This is a genomic window from Nonomuraea sp. NPDC003804 (genome assembly GCF_040610675.1).
Taxonomy (GTDB): Bacteria; Actinomycetota; Actinomycetes; order Streptosporangiales; family Streptosporangiaceae; genus Nonomuraea.
Genome location: NZ_JBEXMT010000003.1, coordinates 319,429 through 343,654, shown reverse-complemented (window position 1 = coordinate 343,654; position 24,226 = coordinate 319,429). Strand labels below are relative to the sequence as shown.

The 24,226-nt window shown below is 70.5% G+C and carries 21 protein-coding genes; 11 read left to right on the top strand and 10 right to left on the bottom strand.

Annotated features, from left to right (window positions below):
* Nucleotides 1-9: 9 nt before the first annotated feature.
* Nucleotides 10-1,227: a glycosyl hydrolase gene (locus tag ABZX22_RS05870; RefSeq protein ID WP_354906421.1), complete on the bottom strand. Its 1,218-nt coding sequence runs from the start codon at nt 1,225-1,227 to the stop codon at nt 10-12.
* Nucleotides 1,228-1,272: 45 nt separating this feature from the next.
* Nucleotides 1,273-2,304: a LacI family DNA-binding transcriptional regulator gene (locus ABZX22_RS05865; protein WP_354906419.1), complete on the bottom strand. Its 1,032-nt coding sequence runs from the start codon at nt 2,302-2,304 to the stop codon at nt 1,273-1,275.
* A gap of 100 nt (nt 2,305-2,404) precedes the next feature.
* On the opposite strand from ABZX22_RS05865, the gene ABZX22_RS05860 reads away from it, so the two are divergent.
* Genes ABZX22_RS05860 through ABZX22_RS05845 form a run of 4 tightly spaced genes read left to right on the top strand, consistent with a single transcriptional unit; the run spans nt 2,405 to nt 8,466 of the window.
* Nucleotides 2,405-3,682 carry a sugar ABC transporter substrate-binding protein gene (locus ABZX22_RS05860; RefSeq protein WP_354906417.1) on the top strand — a complete coding sequence of 426 codons (1,278 nt, stop codon included), beginning with the start codon at nt 2,405-2,407 and terminating at the stop codon, nt 3,680-3,682.
* 4 nt (nt 3,683-3,686) lie between these two features.
* Entirely contained in the window at nt 3,687-4,559 is an 873-nt protein-coding gene (locus ABZX22_RS05855) for a sugar ABC transporter permease (protein ID WP_354906415.1), read from the top strand.
* A gap of 1 nt (nt 4,560) precedes the next feature.
* Nucleotides 4,561-5,427: a carbohydrate ABC transporter permease gene (locus ABZX22_RS05850; RefSeq protein WP_354906414.1), complete on the top strand. Its 867-nt coding sequence runs from the start codon at nt 4,561-4,563 to the stop codon at nt 5,425-5,427.
* Between the two features lie 27 nt (nt 5,428-5,454).
* A complete protein-coding gene (locus tag ABZX22_RS05845) occupies nt 5,455-8,466 on the top strand; it encodes a glycoside hydrolase family 38 C-terminal domain-containing protein (RefSeq protein ID WP_354906413.1) in 3,012 nt (1,003 codons plus the stop codon).
* A gap of 19 nt (nt 8,467-8,485) precedes the next feature.
* On the opposite strand, the gene ABZX22_RS05840 is transcribed toward ABZX22_RS05845, so the two are convergent.
* From ABZX22_RS05840 to ABZX22_RS05830, 3 genes are all read right to left on the bottom strand, one after another.
* Complete coding sequence (locus ABZX22_RS05840; RefSeq protein ID WP_354906411.1) at nt 8,486-10,066, bottom strand: hypothetical protein; 1,581 nt, start codon at nt 10,064-10,066, stop codon at nt 8,486-8,488.
* Between the two features lie 148 nt (nt 10,067-10,214).
* Nucleotides 10,215-11,561, bottom strand: coding sequence for a class I SAM-dependent methyltransferase (locus ABZX22_RS05835; protein ID WP_354906410.1), 1,347 nt, complete (start codon nt 11,559-11,561; stop codon nt 10,215-10,217).
* Nucleotides 11,562-11,572: 11 nt separating this feature from the next.
* The gene (locus ABZX22_RS05830) at nt 11,573-12,196 is read right to left on the bottom strand and encodes a Uma2 family endonuclease (RefSeq protein WP_354906502.1); all 624 of its coding nucleotides are present in this window, start codon (nt 12,194-12,196) and stop codon (nt 11,573-11,575) included.
* A 280-nt stretch (nt 12,197-12,476) separates the two neighbouring features.
* On the opposite strand from ABZX22_RS05830, the gene groES reads away from it, so the two are divergent.
* The 3 genes from groES to ABZX22_RS05815 all read left to right on the top strand — a co-directional run bounded on the left by groES (nt 12,477) and on the right by ABZX22_RS05815 (nt 15,870).
* Nucleotides 12,477-12,791: a co-chaperone GroES gene (groES, locus tag ABZX22_RS05825; RefSeq protein ID WP_219545199.1), complete on the top strand. Its 315-nt coding sequence runs from the start codon at nt 12,477-12,479 to the stop codon at nt 12,789-12,791.
* Nucleotides 12,792-12,941: 150 nt separating this feature from the next.
* Nucleotides 12,942-14,564, top strand: a complete 1,623-nt coding sequence (groL, locus tag ABZX22_RS05820; protein WP_354906409.1) for a chaperonin GroEL — start codon at nt 12,942-12,944, stop codon at nt 14,562-14,564.
* A 667-nt stretch (nt 14,565-15,231) separates the two neighbouring features.
* Nucleotides 15,232-15,870, top strand: a complete 639-nt coding sequence (locus ABZX22_RS05815; protein ID WP_354906501.1) for a sigma-70 family RNA polymerase sigma factor — start codon at nt 15,232-15,234, stop codon at nt 15,868-15,870.
* A gap of 106 nt (nt 15,871-15,976) precedes the next feature.
* Here the strand turns inward: ABZX22_RS05815 and ABZX22_RS05810 are convergent, their stop codons facing one another.
* Nucleotides 15,977-16,354 (bottom strand): DUF5319 domain-containing protein, encoded by a 378-nt coding sequence (locus tag ABZX22_RS05810; RefSeq protein ID WP_354906407.1) that lies wholly within the window; start codon nt 16,352-16,354, stop codon nt 15,977-15,979.
* Nucleotides 16,355-16,382: 28 nt separating this feature from the next.
* Nucleotides 16,383-17,393, bottom strand: a complete 1,011-nt coding sequence (locus ABZX22_RS05805; RefSeq protein ID WP_354906406.1) for a helix-turn-helix transcriptional regulator — start codon at nt 17,391-17,393, stop codon at nt 16,383-16,385.
* A gap of 419 nt (nt 17,394-17,812) precedes the next feature.
* On the opposite strand from ABZX22_RS05805, the gene guaB reads away from it, so the two are divergent.
* Both guaB and ABZX22_RS05795 read left to right on the top strand, forming a co-directional pair.
* A complete protein-coding gene (guaB, locus tag ABZX22_RS05800) occupies nt 17,813-19,297 on the top strand; it encodes an IMP dehydrogenase (protein ID WP_354906404.1) in 1,485 nt (494 codons plus the stop codon).
* 9 nt (nt 19,298-19,306) lie between these two features.
* Nucleotides 19,307-20,425 (top strand): GuaB3 family IMP dehydrogenase-related protein, encoded by a 1,119-nt coding sequence (locus tag ABZX22_RS05795; protein WP_354906402.1) that lies wholly within the window; start codon nt 19,307-19,309, stop codon nt 20,423-20,425.
* Between the two features lie 123 nt (nt 20,426-20,548).
* Here the strand turns inward: ABZX22_RS05795 and ABZX22_RS05790 are convergent, their stop codons facing one another.
* Nucleotides 20,549-21,118 carry a dihydrofolate reductase family protein gene (locus tag ABZX22_RS05790; protein ID WP_354906400.1) on the bottom strand — a complete coding sequence of 190 codons (570 nt, stop codon included), beginning with the start codon at nt 21,116-21,118 and terminating at the stop codon, nt 20,549-20,551.
* Nucleotides 21,119-21,190: 72 nt separating this feature from the next.
* Here ABZX22_RS05790 and ABZX22_RS05785 point away from each other — a divergent pair, with 72 nt between their 5' ends.
* Entirely contained in the window at nt 21,191-21,763 is a 573-nt protein-coding gene (locus tag ABZX22_RS05785; protein ID WP_354906398.1) for a TetR family transcriptional regulator, read from the top strand.
* Nucleotides 21,764-21,819: 56 nt separating this feature from the next.
* Nucleotides 21,820-22,599, top strand: coding sequence for a phosphotransferase (locus ABZX22_RS05780; RefSeq protein WP_354906397.1), 780 nt, complete (start codon nt 21,820-21,822; stop codon nt 22,597-22,599).
* Nucleotides 22,600-22,662: 63 nt separating this feature from the next.
* On the opposite strand, the gene ABZX22_RS05775 is transcribed toward ABZX22_RS05780, so the two are convergent.
* Both ABZX22_RS05775 and ABZX22_RS05770 read right to left on the bottom strand, forming a co-directional pair.
* Entirely contained in the window at nt 22,663-23,367 is a 705-nt protein-coding gene (locus ABZX22_RS05775; RefSeq protein WP_354906395.1) for a hypothetical protein, read from the bottom strand.
* A gap of 32 nt (nt 23,368-23,399) precedes the next feature.
* Nucleotides 23,400-24,221, bottom strand: coding sequence for a class II fructose-bisphosphate aldolase (locus ABZX22_RS05770; protein ID WP_354906394.1), 822 nt, complete (start codon nt 24,219-24,221; stop codon nt 23,400-23,402).
* Between the last annotated feature and the right edge of the window lie 5 nt (nt 24,222-24,226).

Genomic DNA, 24,226 nt, shown 5'->3' with positions numbered 1-24,226 from the left:
CTCCTTGTCTCACTGTTGGGTCAGGACGGTGGTGATCCCCCGAGCGTCGAGATGGTCGCTGTCGGCCGCGCGGCCGGCGGTGACGATGGCCAGCGGTCCGGCCTGGCGCAGCCGTACCCAGGCGCGGTGGAAGGCGCTGCCCGGCGCGACCTCGGCTCTGCGCTCCGGCTCGGTGCGCAGGTCGACGTCGCACAGCAGCGCGGGCCTCGCGGCGGCGGTACGGCGCTGCTCCTTGATGAAGGCCGCGAGTTCCTCGGCCGCCGGCTTGGCACGGTGGTCGACGGTGAACAGGCCGAGGTCGTACTCGCGGTCGGGGAAGTCGGCCAGGGCCCGGTCGAGATCGTGGGAGCACCACCAGGTGACGCCCCACAGCGCGGGGTTGGCCGTGACCGCTTCGAGCATCCCGCGGACGAACGCGGGAGCGTCGGCCTCGGGGATGTCGGGGCGCGGGGCGCCGACCTCCTGCAGCCAGACGGGACGGGCCGGGTCGAGCGCGGTGGCGGCGGCGAGCTCGACGAGGTAGTCGGCGTGGGTGACGGTGGCGGGGCCGAGCGGGCCGTCGAGCCTGGAGACGCCGTTGAACACCCACGAGTGGACCGTCGTCAGGTCGCCGAGGTCGACGTTGTCGGCGGGGTGGAACGGGTGGGCGGGGTCGTACCAGCTGGCGTCGTAGAGGGAGTGCAGGCTCAGCAGGTGGGGGGCGGCGGCGCGGACCACGTCGATCAGGTCGGCGGCCCAGCGGGTGGACGCCTCCGGGGTGGTCGGGTTGGCCGGGTAGAGGTTGTTGACCTCGTTGCCGAGCGTCACGGCGAAGACGTTGGGACGGCCGGCCACGGCGCGGGTGAGCCGGTCGGCGTAGGCGGCGATGCCGTCGCGGACGTCGGCGTCGGTGAAGAGGCTGCGCTCGTGCCAGGTCAGCACCCACGACGGCAGGAAGTCGAAGCTGGACAGGTGCCCCTGCAGCAGGTCCACGGCCACGGACAGGTCGAACTCGGCGGCGATGTCGATCAGCCGCAGCAGGTCGTCGATGCCGCGCTGCCTGATCAGGGTGCGGTTCGGCTGGATCCAGGGCCAGATGGGGAACACCCGGACGTGGTCGAGCCCGATCCCGGCCAGGTCCTCGAAGTCACGCCGGATGTCGTCGGGGGAGGGCTCGAGCCAGCTGTGGAACCAGCCTGCCGAAGGCACGTAGTTGGCGCCGAAACGGATGGGGTGGGGCAGGGGCACGCGTCCTCCGAACGTGAGTCGATCTCCCCGGGACCCTAAACCGATTTAGTCGCCCTGCCAAGCCCCTGGCGCCGCCGTGCTGCCCCTGACGACCAGCCGCGGGGTGGGCGTCCTGAGGTCCTGCCGCGCCTCGGGGTCGGCGATCACCGCCAGCATGACCTCGGCCACCTGACCGCCGAGGGCGAAGGTGTCGCGCGAGAGCGCGGTGATGGCCGGGTGTGCGATGCGCGTCAGCACCGAGTCGTCGAAGGCCACGATCGACAGCTCGTCCGGGACCCGTACGCCCATCTCGCCGGCCACGCCCAGGCCCGCCAGGGCCATCACGTCGCTGTCGTAGACGATCGCGGACGGCCTGCGGGAACGCGACAGCAGCGCCCTGGTCGCCGCCGCGCCCTCGGCGTCGCTGAAGTCGGTCGCCAGCGACACCGCCTCGGCCAGCTCCAGCCGCCGGGTGGAGTCGCGCAGCGCGCGGATGCGGCGCTGGGTGTGCCGGAAGGCGGGCAGGCCGGCGACGTGGGCGATGTGCCGGTGGCCGAGCGCGGCCAGGTACTCGACGACCGACACCATCGCCTCCCTGTCGTCGGCCCAGACACTGGACAGGGAGCCGTGCCGGCCGGGGCCGCCGAGCACCACGGTGGGCACGCCGAGCTCCTCGAGCGCGCCGATCCTGGGGTCGCTGACCTTGAGGTCGACCACGATGAACCCGTCGACCCGGTGCGCGGAGGCCCAGTCGCGGTAGATCTCCATCTCGGCCGCGACGTCCTCGACGATCATCAGGTGCGTCGCCACGGACTGCGCCGACAGCCCCGCCTGCAGGCCGGACAGGAGCTGGGCGAAGAACGGCTCCACGCCCAGCGTGCTGGCCGGCCTGGCGATCACCAGGCCGACCGCTTCGGCCCTGGCGCCGCCGAGAGCCCTGGCGGCGCTGTGCGGACGCCAGTTCATCTCCTTGGCCACCTGGAGGATGCGGGCCCTGGTCGCCTCCCCGACGCCGGGGCGCCCGTTGAGCGCGAACGACACCGCGCCCTTGGACACCCCGACCCGCTTCGCGATGTCGGCGATCGTCGGACGGCCCACGACTGGCTCCTTCACGAGTTCATCTCAGCTATTGACACAGGAGTCTAGCCAGGGGGATAGTCCCGCAACTAGAGCGGTTTAGTCCCCGAAGGAGAGCGTCATGCGAAGGTACTGGGCAGGGCTGGCCGTCGTGGCCACGATGGTAGCCGGGGGCTGTGGGCTGGGCGAGGCGGGGCCGGAGGCGGCCGCGCCGAGCGCGGGGGCGACGGGGGAGGTGAAGGGCAAGGTCAGCCTGCAGACGTGGGCGCTGAAGCCCAAGTTCACCGATTACGTGCAGGGCGTCGTCGACGCCTTCGAGAAGAAGTACCCGGGCGTCGAGGTCGAGTGGCTCGACCAGCCCGGCGAGGGCTACGCCGACAAGGTGCTGAGCCAGGCCGCCAGCGGCACCCTCCCCGACGTGACCAACCTGCCGCCGGACTTCGCGCTCCCGCTGGTGAAGCAGGGCATGCTGCTCGACGTCTCCCAGGTGGACCAGAAGCTGGCCGACGAGTACGTCGCCGGCGGTCTCGACGCCTACAAGTACGCCGGGGTGCAGGGCACGTACGGGTACCCGTGGTACCTCAACACCGACGTGAACTACTGGAACTCCGAGCTCATGACCGAGTACGGCCTGGACCCGAAGCGGCCGCCGACCACCTTCGACGAGCTCGTCGCCCAGGCCAGGACCGTCAAGGAGAAGTCCGGCGGCAAGGTCTACCTGATGAGCCGCAGGCCCGAGCTCGGCGACCTCTTCAACGCCGGCGTGAAGCTGATGGCCGACGACGGCAAGAGCTTCGTCTTCAACACGCCGGAGGCCGTCGCGGTGCTCGACAAGTACCGCGACGCCTTCAAGGAGGGCCTGCTGCCGCGCGACATCCTGACCGACACCTACGCGGGCAACGCCAAGCTCTTCAGCGAGAAGACCGCGGCCTGGACCACCGGCGGCGGCAACTACATCACCAGCCTGGCCACCGACAACCCGTCGCTGGCGCCCAAGGTGGTGTCCTCGACGGTGATGGGCACGCCGCCGCTGTACGTGCAGGGCCTGTCGGTCGCCAAGCAGACCAAGAACGCGCCCGCGGCGATCGCCCTGGCCCGCTGGGTGACCAGCCCGGAGAACCAGGCCGCCTTCGCCCACCTGGTGAGCATCTTCCCGAGCACCAAGGCGTCGGCCGGCGACCCGTTCTTCAGCAAGAGCGACGGCACCAACGCCGGCGACGCCAAGGTCATCGCGTTCACCTCGCTCGCGCAGGCCAAGCTGCTCCAGCCGGTCGAGGTCACCGAGGCGATGAGCAAGTTCATCCGGCAGCAGTTCGCGCTCGCGATCAGCGGTGAGACCACCTCCAAGGAGGCCCTCGACGCCGCTGTGGCCAAGTGCAACGAGCTCCTCAAGAACTGATCCGATGACCCATCGCCGCTGGTTCACGCCGTGGCTGCTGGTGGCACCCGCCGCGCTCTGGCTGTTCGTGTTCAACGTCTGGCCGTCGATCAACACGGTGGTCCTGGCGTTCACCAACGCCAAGCCGCTGGGCGGCGGGCGCTTCACCGGCCTGGAGAACTTCGCACGGGTGCTGGACGACGACCAGCTCGCCGACGCGCTGCTCAACAGCATCGTGTTCATGCTGGTCTGCCTGCCGCTGCTCACCATGCTGCCGCTGCTGATCGCGATCCTGGTGGAGAAGAAGCTGCCCGGCATCATGTTCTTCCGCACCGCCTTCTACACCCCCGTGGTCGCCTCGGCCGTCGTCGTGGCGCTGATCTGGGGCTGGGTGCTGGACGACCGGGGCCTGGTGAACGGCTTCGCGCAGTGGCTCGGCGTCGTCGCCGCGCCGGTCCCGTTCCTGACCGACCGCTGGCTGCTGCTGTTCAGCGCGATCAGCCTGACCGTCTGGAAGGGGCTCGGCTACTACATGATCATCTATCTCTCGGCCCTCGGGAACGTCAGGCGCGAGCTCCACGAGGCCGCCGCGGTCGACGGCGCCGGCCCGGTGCGCCGGTTCTGGAGCGTCACCGTGCCCGGCGTGCGCAACACGATGCTGCTGGTCTCCGTGCTCGTCTCGGTCTCCGCGCTACGCGTGTTCTCGGAGCTGTACGTGCTGTCCAACGGCACCGGCGGGCCCGGCGGGCGGGACATGTCGGTGGTCATGCTCATCCAGCTCTACAGCCGTGGCTTCACCGGCCACCTCGGCTACGCCTCCGCGCTCAGCATCGTCCTGCTCCTCATCACCATCGGGCCGATGCTCCTGCTCCTGCGGCTCAACAGGAAGGCGGCCTGACGTGGCGGCGCACGCCAAGACCGCACGGCGCGGCGGCTTCAACTCGATCGGCGCGGGCGAGAAGGTGCTGCGCTACGCGCTGCTCCTGCTCGTGCTGGCGCTCACCGTCTCCCCGTTCCTGTGGCAGCTGTCCACCTCGCTCAAGAGCCTGCAGGAGGACATCTACACCCAGACGCCGAGCTTCCTGCCCGAGCAGCCCACGCTCGACAACTACGCCCAGGTCGCCGACACGATCCCCGTCTGGTCCTACGCCGTCAACTCGCTGATCGTGGCCGCCATCGTGGTGATGGGCAACGCCGTCGGCGCCACCATCGCCGGGTACGCCCTGGCCAAGCTCCGCTTCCGGGGCGCGAAGCTGCTGCTGGGCCTGTTCCTGGCCACGCTCGTGCTGCCCGGCGAGGTGACGATCGTCTCCCAGTACGTCACCGTGCGCGGCCTCGGCCTGGCCGACACCCTCCTCGGCGTCGCGCTGCCCGGCGCCATCGGGATGCTCAACGTGCTCCTGATGCGGACCGCCTTCCAGTCGATCCCCCCGGAAATGGACGAGGCGGCCATCATCGACGGCGCGACCGCCTGGCAGCGGCTGCGCCACATCGGCCTGCCGAACGTGCGTGGCATGCTCAGCGTCATCACGATCTTCGCCTTCATCGGCGCGTGGGACGACTTCCTGTGGCCGCTCATCGTCCTGACCGACCCCGAGAACTACACCCTGACCGTCGGCCTGCAGTACCTCAACGGCACATTCAGCGCCAACCCCCGGCTCATCGCGGCCGGCACGATGATCTCCTTCCTGCCGATCGTCATCGTGTTCGCGGCACTCCAGCGCTTCTTCTTCAGAGGCGTGGAGGAAGGCGCGATCAAGGGTTGACCGTCCACATCACCAGGGAGTCCCCCGATGCATGACGACCGCAATCTGGTCGAAGCCCGTCTCAAGCGCGTCCTCGACGAGCGCATCCGCCCTGCGGTCTACCCGGAGTCGGTGCCGCTCGACGTGGCTGTCTGGCACGCGCCCGGCGAGCCGGTGCCCGTCGCCGAGGGGCTGTCGGCCGTACCGGAGCCCGTCGCGGTCGGTGACCAGTGGGGTGCGCCGTGGGGCACCAGCTGGTTCACCGTCACCGGCACGGTGCCCGCCGCCTGGGCCGGCAGAAGCGTCGAAGCCGTGCTCGACCTCGGCTTCGACGAGAACATGCCCGGCTTCCAGTGCGAGGGCCTCGTCTACCGCCCCGACGGCACCCCGGTGAAGGGGCTCAACCCGCGTAACCAGTGGGTGCGCATCGGCGCGCCGGTCGCGGGCGGTGAGGAGGTGCGGCTGCACATCGAGGCCGCCGCCAACCCCGTCATCCTCGACTACCACCCGTTCCTGCCGACCACGCTCGGCGACAAGGAGACGGCCGGCACCGACCCGCAGTACCGGCTGGCCCGGATGGACCTGGCCGTCTTCGACGAGACCGTGTGGCAGCTCGTGATGGACCTCGAGGTGCTGGGCGAGCTGATGCGGGAGCTGCCGGTCGAGGGCGCCCGCCGCTGGGAGATCCTGCGCGCCGTGGAGAAGGCGCTCGACGCGGTCGACCTGCAGGACGTGAACGGCACCGCGGCCGCGGCGCGCGAGCAGCTGGCCGGCGTGCTGGCCACGCCCGCGGCGCCGTCCGCGCACCGGATCAGCGCCGTCGGCCACGCGCACATCGACTCGGCCTGGCTGTGGCCGCTGCGCGAGACCGTCCGCAAGGTGGCCAGGACGACCTCCAACATGACCGCGCTGCTGGAGGACGAGCCCGCCTTCGTCTTCGCCATGTCGCAGGCGCAGCAGTGGGCCTGGGTGAAGGAGCACCGGCCCGAGGTCTGGGCCAAGGTGACCAAGGCCGTGGCGGCCGGGCGGTTCGTCCCGACGGGCGGCATGTGGGTGGAGTCCGACACCAACATGCCGGGCTCGGAGGCCATGGCCCGGCAGTTCGTGCACGGCAAGCGGTTCTTCCTCGACGAGTTCGGCATCGAGAACGACGAGGTGTGGCTGCCCGACACGTTCGGCTTCGCGGCCGGCCTGCCCCAGATCATCAAGGCCGCCGGGTCGAAGCGGCTGCTCACCCAGAAGATCTCGTGGAGCCAGACCAACACCTTCCCGCACCACACCTTCCTGTGGGAGGGCATCGACGGCACCCGGATCTTCACCCACTTCCCGCCCGTCGACACCTACAACTGCTCGATGAAGGGCAGCGAGATCGCCCACGCGGCGCGCAACTTCAAGGACAAGGGCGTCGCGCGGCACTCCCTCGCCCCCACCGGCTGGGGCGACGGCGGCGGCGGCACCACCCGCGAGATGGTCGCCAAGGCGGCCAGGATGCGTGACCTGGAGGGCTCGGCCACCGTCACCTGGGAGACGCCCGCCGAGTTCTTCGCCAAGGCCGAGGCCGAGTATCCCAACCCGCCCGTCTGGGTCGGCGAGCTCTACCTCGAACTGCACCGCGCCACGCTCACCAGCCAGGCCAAGACCAAGCAGGGCAATCGGCGCAGCGAGTCGCTGCTGCGCGAGGCCGAGCTGTGGGCCGCCACCGCCGCGGTCAGGACCGGGCATCCCTACCCCTACGAGCAGCTCGACCGCATCTGGAAGACGGTGCTGCTGCACCAGTTCCACGACATCCTGCCCGGCTCGTCCATCGCCTGGGTGCACCGCGAGGCCGAGCGGACCTACGCGCAGGTCGCCGCCGAGCTGGAGGCGATCATCGACGCCGCCCAGCGCGCCCTGGCCGGCGACCCCGCCGCGGGCACGTCGCTGCTGTTCAACTCCGCCCCGCACGCCCGCCGCGGCGTCGCGGCCGGTGCCGCCGGCACCTCCCTCACCGGCGCCGACACCGGCCTGCGCCCCCGGGACGCGGGCGGATACGTCCTCGACAACGGCCTGCTCCGCGTCGAGATCGACGAGCGGGGCCTGGTCCGCTCGGTCTACGACCTGACCGCCGGACGGGAGACCGTCGCGCCGGGCCAGGCGGCGAACCTGCTGCAGATCCACCCCGACTTCCCCAACATGTGGGACGCCTGGGACGTGGACGAGTTCTACCGCAACACCGTCACCGACCTGGTCGACGCCGACGAGGTGGCGCCGGGCGCCGCTCCCGGCTCGGTCGAGGTGGTCCGCTCGTTCGGCCGGTCGACGGTGCGGCAGGTGCTCAGCTTGCCGTCCGGCGCCAGGCGGCTCGACATCCACACCGAGGTCGACTGGCACGAGACCGAGAAGTTCCTCAAGCTGGCCTTCCCGCTGGACGTGCACGCCGAGCGCTACGCCTCCGAGAGCCAGTACGGCCACGCCTACCGCGCCACCCACACCAACACGAGCTGGGAGGCGGCCAAGTTCGAGGCGTGCAACCACCGCTTCGTCCACCTGGAGGAGCCCGGCTGGGGAGTGGCCGTGGTCAACGACTCCACCTACGGCCACGACGTGACCCGTACGGTGCGCGCCGCCGACTCCGGCACGACCACCACCCTCAGGGTCTCGCTGCTGCGCGCGCCGCGCTTCCCCGACCCCGAGACCGACCAGGGCGTGCACCGGTTCCGTCACGCGCTCGTGCCCGGCGCGACGATCGGCGACGCGGTGCGCGAGGGCTACTTCGTCAACCTGCCCGAACGGACGGTCCCCGGCGACGCCGAGGTGGCGCCGCTGGTCGCGATCGACGACGACGCGGTCGTCGTGACCGCCGTCAAGCTGGCCGACGACGGGAGCGGCGACGTGATCGTGCGCTTCCACGAGGCGCGCGGCGGCAGGGCGCGGGCGACGCTGACCGCGGGCTTCCCTGTCACCCGCGTCACGGCGACGGACCTGCTGGAGCGGCCTCTCGCGGAACGGCAGCACGAAGGGGGCGCGGTGCCCCTGACGCTGCGGCCGTTCGAGCTGGTCACTCTGCGACTGAGCCGGTAGGGCCCGTGGGCTCGATCGTCTAGTCCTTGGGGTTGCGGCTGGGCCGCAGGAGTGCCTCGGCCAGCGCGAGCATGGTCTCCTCCAGCGCGCCCAGCCGCTTGGTCAGGTCGCTCGTGGCGGGCTCGACGATGCCCGAGACGCTCTCGGCGAGCTCGGCCCGGTCGGGCCGGGCCGCGACGGCGTCGGTGAGGGCGGCGGCCGCGGTGGTCAGCCGCTCGTCGATCGCCTCCAGGCGCTTGACGTGCTCCGTCGTCTGGCTGTCGAGCAACTCGCCGACCCGCTCGCCGATGCCGAGCGTGACGGGCAGCTGGCCCACCCGCTGGTTGACCGCCTCCACCCGGTCGTCGATGGCCTCGAGGTGCTCGCCGGTCTTCTCGGCGGCGCTGGACATGCCGGTGAGGGTGGCGTCGATGCCGTCGAAACGGCCGACGACGCGCTCCTCGACCTCGGCCAGCCGCTCGTCGAGCGTGTCGAGGTGGGAGTCGAGGTCGTTGAACCGGCCCTCGGTGCGGGTGGCGGTCTCGGCGAGGTGGCTGGCCGCGCCGGCCATGCGCTCGTCGAGCGTGGTGAACCGGCCGTCGACCCGCCCGTCGAGCCCGTCGAAGCGGTCGTCGTGGCGGCCCAGGTGGCCGTCGAGCGCGCCCAGGCGCTGGTCGACGCCGGACAGGCGGGAGTCGAGCCCGCCCAGACGGGCGTCGACGCCGGACAGGCGGGTGTCGATGTCGGCCAGGCACTCGTCGGCGGTCTCGATGCGCCCGTCGACGGTGGTCAGCCGGTTGTCGACGGCGATGAGCCGGCCGTCGGCCCGGTCGATCCTGCTGTCGACACCGTCGAGGCGGCCCGTCAGGCGGGTCTCGGTGGCCTCGACCCTGGCGCCGACCTCCTCGATGGCGGCCGAGAGCAGCTCGGTGGAGGCGGCCAGCGACCCGTCGACCGCCTTGAGCTTCGTCTCGACCATCTCCGGCAGGCCCTTCACGCCGCTCTCGATGCGGTCGGTGCGGCTGGTGAGCTCGGCCATCGACTTGTCGAGGCGGGTGAAACGGTTGGCGGCGGCGTCCATGCTGGCGCTGAGCTGGCCGAGCTTGCCGGCGAAGTCGCCGAGGCGCTTGGCGATGCCGTCGGTGCTGGCGATGACCGACTCGATCCGCTTGAGCGCCTCGTCGAGGGTCTCGCTCACGGTGCTGATGTCGGCCCACAGGCTGGGCAGTTCCGCCACCGGCTTGACCCGCTCGCCGACGGACTCGACCCGGGCCTCGATGCCGCCCACCTGCTCGCCGACGGCGTCGACGTGGTCGCGTACCGCCTCCACGTGCTGGGCCAGGCCCTCAGCCCAGCTCGGCGGCCTGGTGGTGATGTCGTCGAGGCGGCCGCTCACGGTCTCGAGCGTGCCGGTCAGCCCGCCGAGCTCGCGCTCGCGGACCTCCCGCAGCAGCCACTCCATGCCCTCAAGGCGCTGGCGGATCTCGTCGAGCACCGCGCCCTGCGTGCGCTGCTCGTAGACGTGGTCCTGCGCGGCCCGCGCGAGCAGCTCGCGCATCCTGTCGGAGATGGCGGTCTGGCTGCCTGCCTGGAGAAGGGTGGTGTGGTTGGAGTGATCCACCGAAAGCTCCTTCACTCGCCGACGTCTGCCGCGCAGCGGTGGGTAATCGTTAGGGGTGAACTCTCGCCCGGCCACCTTAGTAGCTCGATCAAGATCTTTCGGTGTCGACTTTAAAAGATCGTGATTGTCGATGTATCGCCCTGATTTGTCATTTACCCAGTTCGGGAGGGGTGCAGATAAGCACGGAAGGGCGGTCGGAGATTCGGGTCAGAATGACCACCGCGGATATGTTTCCGGACAGTCGCAAATCACTGCGCAACCGTTCGATGTCGACCGCCGAGGCGCGTTTCTTGATGGTCACGTTTCCGACATTGCGCGCGCGGAGTGCGGCTCTCAGTTTTTTCACCGAGAACGGCATCACTTCATTCACCTCGTACCTGGACGCCCAGACGGTGTCGACGAGATCGTCACCGGTGATGTAGGCGATCAACGGGTCGGCCAGGCGCCCGTTGACCATGGCGGCCACCTCGGCGACCAGGTGCGCGCGGATGGCGGCGCCGTCCGGCTCGTAGACGTAGCGCCCCACCGGTCCGACGGGGGCCTGCGCGCCCGTGGGAGTGAGCGTGCCGCCCTCGGGCAGCAACGTGGCCCTCCTGTCGAACTCCGCGGCGCCCGCCGCCGCCTCGCCGATCCGGGCTCGGGGTACGGCCCGCCCGCCCGCGTCCGTCTCTGCCTGGCCCGCGTCCACGGCCATGCCGGACAGGGCGCCCGTCCAGATGGCGGCCTCCTTGACCTCGCCCTTGAACGAGACCCACTCGGCCTCGGCGCCCGGCGGGACGAACTCGTAGGGGATCCCCGGCGCCACCTTCAGGCACGCCGCCGGTGCCCGCTCAAGCAGGTCGAGGATGACCGGCCAGGTGGGGGAGTAGGCGTTCGGGTCGAAGGTCCGCCCCTTCGCGGTACGGCGGGCGGGATCGGCGAACAGGACGTCGTAGGCGGCCGGGTCCACGGAGGCGGCGTCAGCCGTACGGACCGTGACCCTGTCGGACAGCCCCAGCGCGTCGGCGTTGGCCAGCGCGACGGAGACGGTCAGGGGGTCGGTGTCGACGGCGTCCACCTCGCAGCCGGCGCGCGCCAGCGCGACGAGGTCGCCGCCGATGCCGCTGCAGACGTCGACCACCCGCAGGCGCGAGCCGGGCCGGGGCGGTGCCCCCTGGGGCGTGCTGGGGATCTCATGCGGAGACGCGGGAACGGCGGGCGGCCTGGCGGCGAGGAGGGCGATCCGGCGGGCGCGGTGCTCGGCGACCTCGCGGCGGGTGGCCTGCTCGACCCCGTGCGGAGTGAAGTACATCAGCGCCGCGTCGTCGCCGAACTTCGCCCTGCCCCGCTCCCGCAGCTTCGCCTGGGTGAGGGCGGCGGAGGTGAGGGCGGCGTCGTAGGTCCTGCGCAACCTGGTCGCGGCCACGACGGGGTCCCCGCTCGCCAGTTCGACGGCCTCGGCGAGGGCCTTCTGGCCGCGAGGTGTCAGGAGTGCGAGGAAGGCGTCGTGGTCCACGCCGTACGACGTTAGTGCAGGGCGTCGAGCGTGATGTCGATGGGGAAGGGGACGGAGACGGCGAGCCGGTCGCGGTGGATGCCGGTGGCGACGTAGGCGCCGACGACCTCGTCGAGCTCGTAGGTGTGGATGACGGGCTTGCTGTTCTCGTCCTTCACGATCCAGAAGTGCTCGATGCCGGCCGCGGCGTAGATGCCGGGCTTGACGTGGTTGTCACGATGCTCCGACTCCGGCGAGACCACCTCCACCACCAGGTGAACGTCTTTCGGCGCGAACGCCGTGCGGTTCAGGTCGGTGGTGGCGGTCGTGTCGACCACGAGCACATCGGGGCACGGTCGTTGGCGTGGAGCGATCTTGATGTCCATCTGGCTCCGCGCGGAGAGACCTTCAGGTGCCTGTGCGTCCAGGGCGATCCTGAGGCCGATGATGATGCTCTCGTGGAAGAGCTTCTGGGGGGACATGAGGACGAGCGCTCCATCGACGAGTTCAACGCGTTTGAAGAGGTCCAGCTCGCCATGGGGCCCGTCCTCGGGGAGCAGGTCCAGGTCGTCGGCCGTCCACCCGCCCTCCGGTGGCAACGGCCAGTTGGCGAGGACGTGGCGCACGTCATCCATCGTGCTGGTCACGTCACGCATCGTAGCGTCGTCGTCACCGCCGTTTCTGGTCGTCACGTGGTTCAGTGTTCCCCTTTTCGCGGCTCCGTGTCGTCCGGGAGGGGAGTTTTCCGGCGTCCGAGTATCGCTCTGAGCTGAGCAGAGCGGTTCGTGTTGACGGGCAAGGCCTGCTTGCATACTGTTTCGTGTTGGCACTCTCACCTTGAGAGTGCCAACGTGCGACGAGGCAGGTCTGACACCCGCGACGGCAGGCCCAGCTGGTCGCCTCTTCTAGATCATCCAAATCTGAAGGGGAGGTCCGATCGTGACGACCGCCACTAAGGTTCCCGTTAAGCCGCTCGGCGACCGCATTGTGGTCCAGCCGCTTGAGGCCGAGCAGACCACCGCTTCCGGCCTGGTCATCCCGGACACCGCCAAGGAGAAGCCGCAGGAGGGCAAGGTCCTCGCGGTGGGCCCGGGCAACTGGGACGAGGACGGCGAGAAGCGCATCCCGCTCGACGTCAGCGAGGGCGACATCGTCCTTTACAGCAAGTACGGCGGCACGGAGGTCAAGTACGGCGGCGAGGAGTACCTCGTGCTCTCCGCCCGTGACGTTCTCGCCATCATCGAGAAGTAAGCCGTGAGAAAGCCCCGGGCCCGCCTAGTGCCCGGGGCTTTCACCGCCAACGGACGTGCCTGATGGACCGCCATCTGCCCGACGCGTCGGCTGAGGCAGGCGACGGCGGCCCTCGTACGTCTCGGATGGGACGCTGAGAGGACTTTTCCCATGCCGAAGATCCTGGAGTTCGAAGAGGACGCGCGGCGCGCGCTTGAGCGCGGCGTCAACGCCCTCGCGGACGCAGTGAAGGTGACCCTGGGCCCGCGCGGCCGCAACGTGGTCATCGACAAGAAGTTCGGGGCGCCGACCATCACCAACGACGGCGTCACCATCGCTCGCGAGGTCGAGCTCGAGGCGCCGTACGAGAACCTCGGCGCCCAGCTCGCCAAGGAAGTGGCGACCAAGACCAACGACATCGCCGGTGACGGCACCACCACGGCGACCGTCCTCGCCCAGGCGATGGTCCGCGAGGGCCTGCGCAACGTGGCAGCGGGCGCTTCCCCGCTGTCGCTCAAGCGCGGCATCGACCAGGCCGCCAAGGCCGTCAGCGACAAGCTGCTGGCCTCCGCGCGCCCTGTCGAGGACAAGAAGGAGATCGCCAATGTCGCGACGATCTCCGCTCAGGACGCCAAGATCGGTGAGCTGATCGCCGAGGCGTTCGACAAGGTGGGCAAGGACGGTGTCATCACCGTCGAAGAGTCCAACGCCATGGGCATGGAGCTCGAGTTCACCGAGGGCCTGCAGTTCGACAAGGGCTACCTGTCGGCCTACATGGTCACCGACCCCGAGCGCATGGAAGCGGTCCTCGAGGACCCGTACATCCTGATCCACCAGGGCAAGATCGGTTCGATCGCCGACTTCCTGCCGCTGCTGGAGAAGGTCGCCCAGACCAAGAAGGCGCTGCTGGTCATCGCCGAGGACGTCGAGGGCGAGGCCCTGGCCGTCCTGGTGACCAACAAGATCCGTGGCACCTTCACCTCGGTGGCCGTCAAGGCCCCCGGCTTCGGTGACCGCCGCAAGGCCATGCTGCAGGACATCGCGATCCTGACCGCCGGCCAGGTCGTCAGCGAGGAGATCGGCCTCAAGCTCGACCAGGTCGGCCTCGAGGTGCTCGGCACCGCCCGCCGTGTCGTCGTCACCAAGGACGCCACCACGATCGTGGACGGTGCCGGTGACGCGCAGGCGATCGAGGACCGCGTCAAGGAGATCAAGCTCGCCATCGAGCAGTCCGACTCCGACTGGGACCGCGAGAAGCTCCAGGAGCGCCTCGCGAAGCTGTCCGGCGGCGTCTGCGTGCTGCGCGTCGGCGCGGCCACCGAGGTGGAGCTCAAGGAGAAGAAGCACCGCCTCGAGGACGCGATCTCCGCGACCCGCGCCGCGATCGAGGAGGGCATCGTCTCCGGCGGTGGCTCCGCGCTCATCCACGTCTCCAAGGACCTGGACGACCTCGGTCTGTCCGGCGACGAGGCGACCGGTGTGGGCGTCGTCCGCCGCGCGCTGATCGAGCCGGCCCGCTGGATCGCCGAGAACGCCGGTCTCGAGGGCTACGTCGTCACCCACAAGGTCGCCGAGATGTCTGCGGGTCACGGCCTCAACGCCGCGACCGGCGAGTACGGCGACCTGGTGGCGCAGGGCGTCATCGACCCCGTGAAGGTGACGCGCTCGGCCGTCCAGAACGCCGCGTCCATCGCGGGCATGCTGCTCACCACCGAGGCTCTCGTGGTGGACAAGCCCGAGGAGGAGGCCCCGGCCGCCGGTGGTCACGGCCACGGTCACGGCCACGGCCACTGACCTGCGTCGACCTGAGGTCCGCGTCCCGTCCCGGGGCGCGGACCTTTCGCATGCCGGCGACGATCCGCCCCTGCCAGGCGACGTGACGGCTCCCCGGGGCGGCAGTCCCTTGCCGCACGGTGAGGACCTCTCCGGCGCGGCAGTCTCCCGTACGGCCCTTGTGCGAGGGCCCCCAGGGCGGCAGTCCCCCTACGGCAAGCCCCCCACGCCCACCGTGGGCACGGGGCCCGGGTCCGTCCTGCCACGGCACTCCAGCGGGACGGGGCGGGCCGCCGTTACGTCACGCCCCCTGAACCGACGTCCGGAACCGCGCACGGTAGGCGGAAGGGGCCACGCCGAGGCAGGAACGCCCGCCGCAACGACCCGTCCTCGCAGGTGGGCAGCCGTGCGGTTTCGGCGGTGGGGTGGTGACGGAGACTTCGCGGAAAGGCGATGGGTGGGCGAGTGCGAAGTTGTCCGGAAAGGGAACTATTTCGCGGTAAACCGAACACGTTCGTAAAGCGTCCCCCCGTCTGACGTGTTTCCTGCATTTAAGCAAATGGTCTGAAATATCGTCACACACCGAAACCCTTAGTGTGGCGGACCGATTACGCCGCGTTATCGTCGCTTCAATGTGACCAATCCGTAGCCGTTCGCTATGACGACAGGCACGATCAGTGCGGGCATCATGCCTAACGTGAGCGAGGGAAGCGTCGCCGACGCCAAAATTGGGGTAAGGCTTGCGTCGAGACTTCCGGCACGAGCGGACGAGTCCGACCTTCGGGAACTGACGAGCCTCGCCGTCCAGGGGGATCGCACCGCGATCGAATCTCTGCTCGGGGAGCTCCGTCCCATGGTGGTGCGCTATTGCCGCGCGCGACTGGGGAGGGTTTCCGGGCAATATCACATCGCCGATGACGTGGCGCAGGAAGTCTGCATCGCCGTGCTGTCCGCGCTGCCCCGCTACCGTGACATGGGCCGGCCGTTCGCCTCCTTCGTGTTCGGGATCGCCTCGCACAAGGTGGCCGACGCGCTGCGCAGTTCGGTGCGCTCGGCCGTACCGACGCAGGATCTGCCCGACGGGCCCGACGAGGGGCCGGGGCCGGAGGAGACGGTCGTCCGCTACATCGAGGTGGAGCACGCCCGCAGGCTGCTGTCGCGGCTGCCGGACAACCAGCGCGAGCTGCTGCTGTTGCGGGTGGTGTCGGGGCTGTCGGCCGAGGAGACAGGTAATGTACTCGGCATGACACCAGGTGCGGTGAGGGTCGCCCAGCATCGGGCGCTGGCCAGGCTCCGGCAGATGGCCGAGCTGGAGTCGATCGCTTGACCGAAGAAGAAAGCGACGCGCTCCTCGACGCGTTGTCACGGGGCGAGCCGCCGCCCGTCGGTGATCCGGCCGCCGCGCTGCTCGCGGGGCTGCTGGAGGACGTCGGTCAGCGTCGCTCTTCGGTGTCGATGACGCCGTCGACGTAGCCTCTGGCGTACTCCCAGCTGACGTAGTCGGACGGGTCCGGATGGAAGGCCGGCTCGTGCACCTGCGGCTGGCCGTTCTCGATCATCTGGCGGAGATTGCCGCGCAGCAGGTCCCAGTCGAAGAAGTGCTGTTCGGAGCATTCCGGGCAGTCGAGGACCAGGCCCAGCACTCCCTGCGGCTCCAGCAGGGAGCGGAAGACCTCGACGTCGGCCAGGTCGGTGATGGCCTCGTCGCGCTCGGCAGCGGTCAGCGGCTCGGCGTCGTCGAGATCGCCCAGGGCCGAGCTGGGATCGTTCGGGTCGTCCGCGAACGGGTCCGGTGGCACATCTTCCAACACCTTCCCACCATAAGACCGATGGGGTCCTTCAGGTGAGCCATCCTCGTCGCGCGGCCTCCACGCCCGCGTGAAAACGTGACTGGGCGCCCAGCTCGGCCATGGCGTCGGCGAACCTGGCGCGGACGGTGCGGACGGACACCCCGAGATGGCGCGCGATGGAGTCGTCGCACATGCCCTGCGCGGCCAGCCGCAGCACCTGCACCATGCCGTCGCCCTTGCGTCCCCAGGGCAGCGGTACGGCCCGCGCCCACAGCTCCTCGAACAGCGAGTGCAGCACGCCCACCACGATCGGCGCCCGGACGACGTAGAAGTTGTAGGCGTGGTCGGGCAGGTTGCCGCCCCACGTGGCGGGCAGCCCCGCCACCCCGGGCCCCGCGGTCATGAACCAGCTCGGCACCCGGTCGAGCGTGCGGACCTGGCCTCCGCTGGCCAGTAAGCGGGTCAGCTGGTCGCGCACGCCCGGCAGCGTGAGCGTCGAGACCGGGATGACCGCGCGCAGCGACAGCAGTTCGCGCTGCTGGGCGTCGACCCACGGGTCGGCGAACTTGCGGGCGAAGTCGAGCATGGTGCGCTCGTCGGGGATGGCGGTCAGCAGGTCCATCGGCGGAGCCTGGACGGCCATGCCGACCACGCTCTCGTAGAGGATGTCGGCGCCGCTGACCAGCTCGACGGGGAAGGGCCCGCTCTGGTAGTCGCGGCCGGCGTCGTAGTCGCGAATCAGGTGGCGGATGGACGACAGGGCGGAGTCGATGCGGCGGCTCTCCTCCGCCAGCAGGTCGAGGCGCTGGGCGATGAGCCTGCCGAGGGCGCCGGCCGGGTGGCGGGCGAGGTAGTGGCCCGACTGCTCGTCGACGACGCCCAGCCGGACGAGGTCGTCGAGCTGCCTGCCGACGGCGTCGGCGGGGCCGTCCATGGCCGCGGCGAGCTCGGTCACCGTGGCCCGGTGCAGTCTCAGCACCGCCGTGTAGAGCGCGGTTTGCCCCGGATCGAGGCCGAGGGTCTCGAGAGGGTCCGACGTGGTGCTGGAGTGGTTGCGCATGTGCGGTGCTCCGTAGGGGGGACACGGGCGTGCCGCGAGGATAACCCGGTCGCAGGGCCGTGTCCCGCCCTTGCGCCGACTGCTTCGCGCCACGTGCAACTTCGTGCAATTGCACGTTTTCACATTGCGATGTGCCATCGCGTAACGCAGCATTAACCCAGCGTCGGCACCAGCAGGACGAACAGCGCCGCCACCTGGACACGGAGGGGGGTCCGGTGGCATTCCGCGCCTCGTCCGAGGCTGCCGGTGGCCGGAGAACCGGGGCGGATCACCGACCGCCCCGGTTCTCCGGCACTTCACGATGCGTGGAGGACGACGGACCGTGGGGGTCATCGTCCTCCATCCCCACCCTGATCCTTTTGGGCCTACCCACTAAACTGGCTGTCACAAGCATGAATGGCGGCTGGAGGGGTCACGGCATGTCCAAGTTCACAGAGACGGGGCTCACGTTCGATGACGTGTTGCTCGTTCCCGCTTATTCGGACATGCAGCCGGGCGATGCCAACACCGCAACCCGGCTCTCGCGCGGTATCACGCTGTCCATCCCGCTGGTCTCGGCCGCGATGGACACCGTGACCGAGGCGCGCATGGCCGTGGCGATGGCCCGCCAGGGCGGCATCGGCATCCTCCATCGCAACCTGTCCATCGAGGAGCAGGCCCAGCAGGCCGACCTGGTCAAGCGCTCCGAGGCCGGCATGGTCACCAATCCGGTGACCTGCTCGCCCGACGACACCCTCGCCGACGTCGAGCGGCTGTGCGCCAACTACCGCATCTCCGGTGCCCCCGTGACCGACGCCGACGGCGTGCTGGTCGGCATCGTCACCAACCGTGACATGCGTTACGAGAGCGACCAGAGCCGGACCGTGCGCGAGGTCATGACCCCGATGCCGCTGGTCACCGCGCCGGTCGGGGTGTCGCGCGATGAGGCGTTCGCGCTGCTGAAGGCCAACAAGATCGAGAAGCTGCCGCTGGTCGACGCCAAGGGCAGGCTGCGCGGTCTCATCACCATCAAGGACTTCACCAAGAGCGAGCAGTACCCGCTGTCGACCAAGGACGCCGACGGCCGCCTGGTGGTCGGCGCGGCCATCGGCGTGGCGGGCGACGCCGAGAAGCGCGCCCAGGCCCTCATCGACGCGGGCATCGACGTGATCATCGTCGACACCGCCCACGGCGACTCCAAGGGCGTCGGCGACATGATCGCCAAGGTCAAGGCCAACAGCCACGGCATCGACGTCATCGGCGGCAACATCGCCACCCGCGCGGGCGCGCAGCTGCTCATCGACGCCGGCGCCGACGCGGTCAAGGTGGGTGTGGGCCCCGGCTCGATCTGCACCACCCGGGTGGTGGCGGGCGTCGGCGCGCCGCAGATCACCGCCATCCACGAGGCGTCGCTGGCCTGCGGCCCCGCGGGCGTCCCGCTGATCGGCGACGGCGGCCTGCAGTACTCGGGAGACATCGTCAAGGCCATCGCGGCCGGCGCCGACACCGTCATGCTCGGCTCCCTGCTCGCCGGCTGCGAGGAGTCGCCCGGCGACCTGATCTTCATCAACGGCAAGCAGTTCAAGTCCTACCGGGGGATGGGTTCGCTCGGCGCGGTCCGTAACCGCGAGCGCGGCGGCACCTCCTTCAGCAAGGACCGCTACGGCCAGGACACGGTCGGCTCCGAGGACAAGTACATCCCCGAGGGCATCGAGGGCCAGGTCCCCTACCGCGGGCCGGTCTCGGCGGTCACCTACCAGCTCGTCGGCGGTCTCCACCAGGGCATGTGGTACGCCGGGTGCCGCACGATCGACGAGATGCACGAGCGCAGCCAGCTCATGCCGATCACTTCCGCGGGTCTCAAGGAGAGCCACCCGCACGACATCCAGATGACGGTCGAAGCTCCGAACTATCACAGAAGGTAACTGTTTTTGATGACTCAGGTGGAGATCGGCCGCGGCAAGACCGGCCGCCGTGCCTACGCGCTCGACGAGATCGGCCTGGTGCCCTCGCGGCGCACGCGCGACCCGGAGGAGGTCTCGATCGCCTGGCAGATCGACGCCTACCGGTTCGAGCTGCCCGTGGTGGTCGCGCCGATGGACAGCGTCGTCTCGCCCGCCACGGCGATCATGATCGGCAAGCTGGGCGGCCTCGCGCCGCTCGACCTTGAGGGCCTGTGGACCCGCTACGAGGACCCGAGCCCGCTGCTGGAGGAGTGCGCCGAGCTCGACGCCGAGGCGGCCACGCGCAGGCTCCAGGAGATCTACACGGCACCGATCAAGGAGGAGCTGATCGGGCGCAGGATCCGGGAGATCCGCGACGCCGGCGTGACCACCGCGGTCCGCCTGTCGCCGCAGCGCACCGTGCAGTTCCACAAGACGGTCATCGACGCGGGCGTCGACATCTTCGTGATCCGCGGCACGACGGTCTCGGCCGAGCACGTCTCGAGCAAGGCCGAGCCGCTGAACCTCAAGCAGTTCATCTACGAGCTCGACGTGCCGGTGATCGTGGGCGGGTGCGCCACCTACACCGCGGCCCTGCACCTGATGCGCACGGGCGCGGCTGGCGTGCTGGTCGGCTTCGGCGGCGGCGCCTCCCACACCACGCGCAACGTGCTCGGCGTCGCCGTCCCGATGGCCACGGCGATCTCCGACGTGGCGGCGGCGCGGCGCGACTACCTCGACGAGTCAGGTGGCCGCTACGTGCACGTGATCGCCGACGGCGGCATGGGCACCTCGGGCGACATCGCCAAGGCGATCGCCTGCGGGGCCGACGCGGTGATGGTGGGCTCGCCGCTCGCGCGGGCGACGGAGGCTCCCGGTCACGGGTTCCACTGGGGTTCCGAGGCGCACCACCCCGACCTGCCGCGCGGGCGCAGGGTACAGTTCGGGACGGTGGGCACGCTGGAGCAGATCCTGCACGGGCCGTCCACCGTGGCCGACGGGTCGATGAACCTGATGGGCGCGCTGAAGCGCACGATGGCCTCGACCGGCTACTCCGACATCAAGGAGTTCCAGCGGGTCGAGGTGGTCGTCGCGCCGATCCAGCGCTGACGTCCTGACCTGTGGAGACCCGCGCCCCGTCCGGGGGTGCGGGTCTCCGGCGTCTCCGGCTCGGGGTGCGGTCAGGTCGGCGGGTGCGCCGTGGCCCGCCGTCCGGCCTGCCGGTGGACGTCCTCATGCCCTGGCGTACCACGTGACCGTGGCGCCGTTGCTGAACGTCCTGCTCTGCGTTGGCGCGAACCGGGTGGGCCGGAACCCGTCGGCGAAGGCGGGGATCCCGTCGCCCGCGACCACCGGGTAGTGCTTGATGATCAGTTCGTCGATCTCCGGCAGGACGGCGGCCGCGAGCTTGCCGCCGCCGCACAGGTAGATGTCCATGCCGTCCTCCTTCTTGAGCCGCCGCACCAGCTCCAGCGGCTCGCTCCTGACGATCTCGACCAGGGGGTCGGTGCTGTCGGGCAGCGTGGTGGACACGACGTGGTGCCGCAGCGGGGTGTAGGGGCTGGTCATGCCGGCGTCCAGGCCCGGCAGGTAGGTGCCGCGCCCCATGACGACCGTGTCGAAGCGGCGCGCGGGAGCGTCGAGGCCGATCATCGCGCGGACGTGTGCCGGCACGACCTCCGGCAGCTCGGTGTTCATCCATGCCGCCATGTCGTCGCTCACCGGGTAGAAGTCCCACTCGCCGCCGGGGCCCGCGATGTAGCCATCGATCGAGACGCCCACGTAGTACACGAGCTTTCGCATAAGTAGCAACTCCGCTTGTAGTACTCTGAATGAAGTGGTTAGAACGTAGTACTACATCTGGAGTGGTGTCAAGTGCGCAGGAATCCGGAGCGGCGGGCGGCCCTCGTCGACGCGGCCATCGAGGTGCTGGCCCGCGAGGGCGCCAGAGGTCTGACGTTCAGGGCGGTCGACGCCCAGGCGGCGGTGCCGCCGGGGACCGCGTCCAACTACTTCTCCAGCCGTGACGACCTGCTCACCCAGGCGGGAGGGCGGATCTACGAGCGGCTGGAGCCCGACGAGACGACCATGACGCTCGCCCTGACCGGCCCGCGTGACAAGGACAGGGTCGTCGAGCTGCTCAGAGAGATGGTGGCCAGGATCAGCGCCTACTCCACCGGGTACCTGGCGCTGCTGGAGCTGCGGCTGGAGGCGACACGCAGGCCCGAACTGCGGGCCGTCCTGACCGAGCGGATCCGCGCCGACGTGGAGGCGAACGTGCGCATCCACCTGGGGTCGGGGCTGCCCGGCGACGCGACGGCGGTGAAACTGCTCTATCTCGCGCTGAACTGGCTGATCGTGGAGCGGCTGACGCTGCCGGACGTCTTCTCCGAGGCGGAGGCCGACGAACTCGTGGCCCGGGCGGCCGAGCGACTGATCCTCGGCTGAGAACGACGGCGCCTAGACTGCTCCGCTATGACTGCCTCACCCCCAGGCGCACCGTGATGGCCGATCTCCAGCACACGCACGAGGTGACCTTCGACGGCGACGTGGTCACCAAGCGCTACGTCGACGGGAAGGCGGGCGCGGACGAGCGCGAGTGGCGCGCGCTCACCCTGCTCGGCGAGCACGCGCCAGGGCTGGCGCCGGCGCCCATCGCCTTCGAGCCCGGCGTGGTGGTCATGTCCAGGGTGGACGGGACACCGGTGCGCGGCGTGCCCTCCGGGGCCGCGCCCCTGGCGGAGCTGGCGGCGACGCTCGGCCGGTTGCACGCGGCGGTGCCCGCGCGGGTGCTGCGGGACCTGCCCGAACGGCCGTGGCAGGCCGAACAACTCGCCGCGCAGGTGCGCGCGTGGTGCGCCGCGTGGCGGCCGCGGGGCACGCGCGCCGATCTGGCGGTGCGGGAGGGCGCCAGGTGGCTGGAGGGATGGCGCCCGGGTACGGCCGGCGTGCGTCCGGCGTTCGGGGCAGGTGACGGCAACCTGTCCAACTTCCTGTGGGACGGCGTCCGCGTACGGGTGGTCGACTTCGAGGACTCGGGCCGCTCGGACCGGGCCTACGAGCTGGCCGAGCTCGCCGAACACGTGTCAGCGTGGGTCGACGGCGAGGTGGACGTCCTGGCCAGGGTCGAGCTCGACCGCGACGAGGCGGCCAGGGTGCGGGAGTGCCGCAGGCTGCAGGCGCTGACGTGGCTGTTCCTGCTGTCGGGGGAGGGGCCGCGCAACCCGCCGGGGACGTTCGCGAAGCAGGTCGAGCGCGTGCTGCGGGCCCTGGACGGCGGCTGACCGCCGCCTGAGCCTCAGCGAGACGGGCCGGGAGGTGCCGGACCGCTGGACGGCGGGCGTGCCTCAGCGCCGCCTGGCCAGGAGCCGGGCCAGCCCCACCGCCAGCGCCACCATCAGGACGGTCGCCGCGACGGCGCCCCCGATCAGCCCCCAGGGCGGGCCGCCGGGGGAGGAGCCGGCGGCCGGGACGCTCGCGTGCTCATCCGCGGCCACCGGCGAGGCGGCCTGGGCGACCGGAGAGCTCATGACGGGCGGGGCCGGGGTGCCGAGGGCGGCGAGCAGCTCCGTGGTGACGGACCGCCCGAAGGCGTCCGGCGAGCCGGCCTCGTCACCCCGCCGCAGCGGTCCGCTGCTGCCCGCTTCGAGCTTCACGTTCCCCGAGCACAGCGACGAGGACAGCGACGTGCCGGGATGCGTCGGGAACATCCCGCCGTCATCCGCCACCGGCGACGCGAACACCAGGTACCGGGCCCCCTTGGCGAAGTCGTAGCCGCACGCGGCCGAGTCGGCGTTGGTCGCCACCTCGACCGTCGCCGCGCGCCCGCCCTTGTAGACCTGGTCGACCGCGAACGTGACCACGAAGGGCGGCGGGGGACCGGACAGCGATCCGGGCAGCCGGCGGACGGCCTGCACCGTTCCGGTGAACACCGCGACCGAGTCCTTCACCGCCTCCTTCGGGGTCAGGGAGGCGCAGCTGCAGGCGCATGCCGTACCTGCAGGGGCCAGGAGGAAGGTGGCGACGAGGGCGAGAACGGCGAGCAGGCGCATGCCCACTCACACGGATGCGGCGCGCTCCCGGTTCAGGACAGGACGCCGAGCAGGTGGGTGACCTCGCGGGCGACCGCGTCCCGGGCCGCCTTGAGGTACTTGCGGGAGTCGACGACCTGGGGATCGCGGGCGAGGTAGTCGCGGACGGCCCCGGTGAAGGCCTTGTTGAGGTGCGTGGCGATGTTGATCTTCTTCATGCCGTGCCGTACGGCGTCGCGCAGGTTCTCGTCGGACACCCCCGACGAGCCGTGCAGGACCAGCGGCACCGGCACCGCGGCGTGCAGTTCGGCGATCAGCGCCAGGTCGAGCACCGCGTCCTTGGTCGTCATCGCGTGGGAGGTGCCGACGGCGACGGCCAGGGCGTCGACGCCGGTGCGGGCGACGTAGTCGACCGCCTCGTGCGGCTTGGTGCGCACGCCGGGCGCGTGGACGCCGTCCTTGCCGCCGACCTCGCCCAGCTCGGCCTCCACCCACACGCCGTGGGCGTGGCAGTGGGCGACGACCTGGGCCGTGGCGGCGACGTTCTCCTCGTCGGGCAGCGCGGAGGCGTCGAACATGACCGAGCCGAGGCCGAGCGCGACGGCCTCCTCGACCAGCGCCCTGTCGGTGGCGTGGTCGAGATGGACGGCGACGGGCACGGCCGCGCGCCTGGCGACGGCGAGCGCGGCGAGCGCGACGGGTTCGAGCGCGCCGTGGTAGCGGACGGCGTTCTCGCTGATCTGCAGGACCACCGGCGCGCCCGCGGCCTCGGCGCCCGCGACGATCGCGGTCGCGTGCTCCAGCTGGATCACGTTGAACGCGCCGACGCCAGCCTTCGCGCTGTTGACGATCTCTGCGATGCCGACGAGAGGCATGGGGC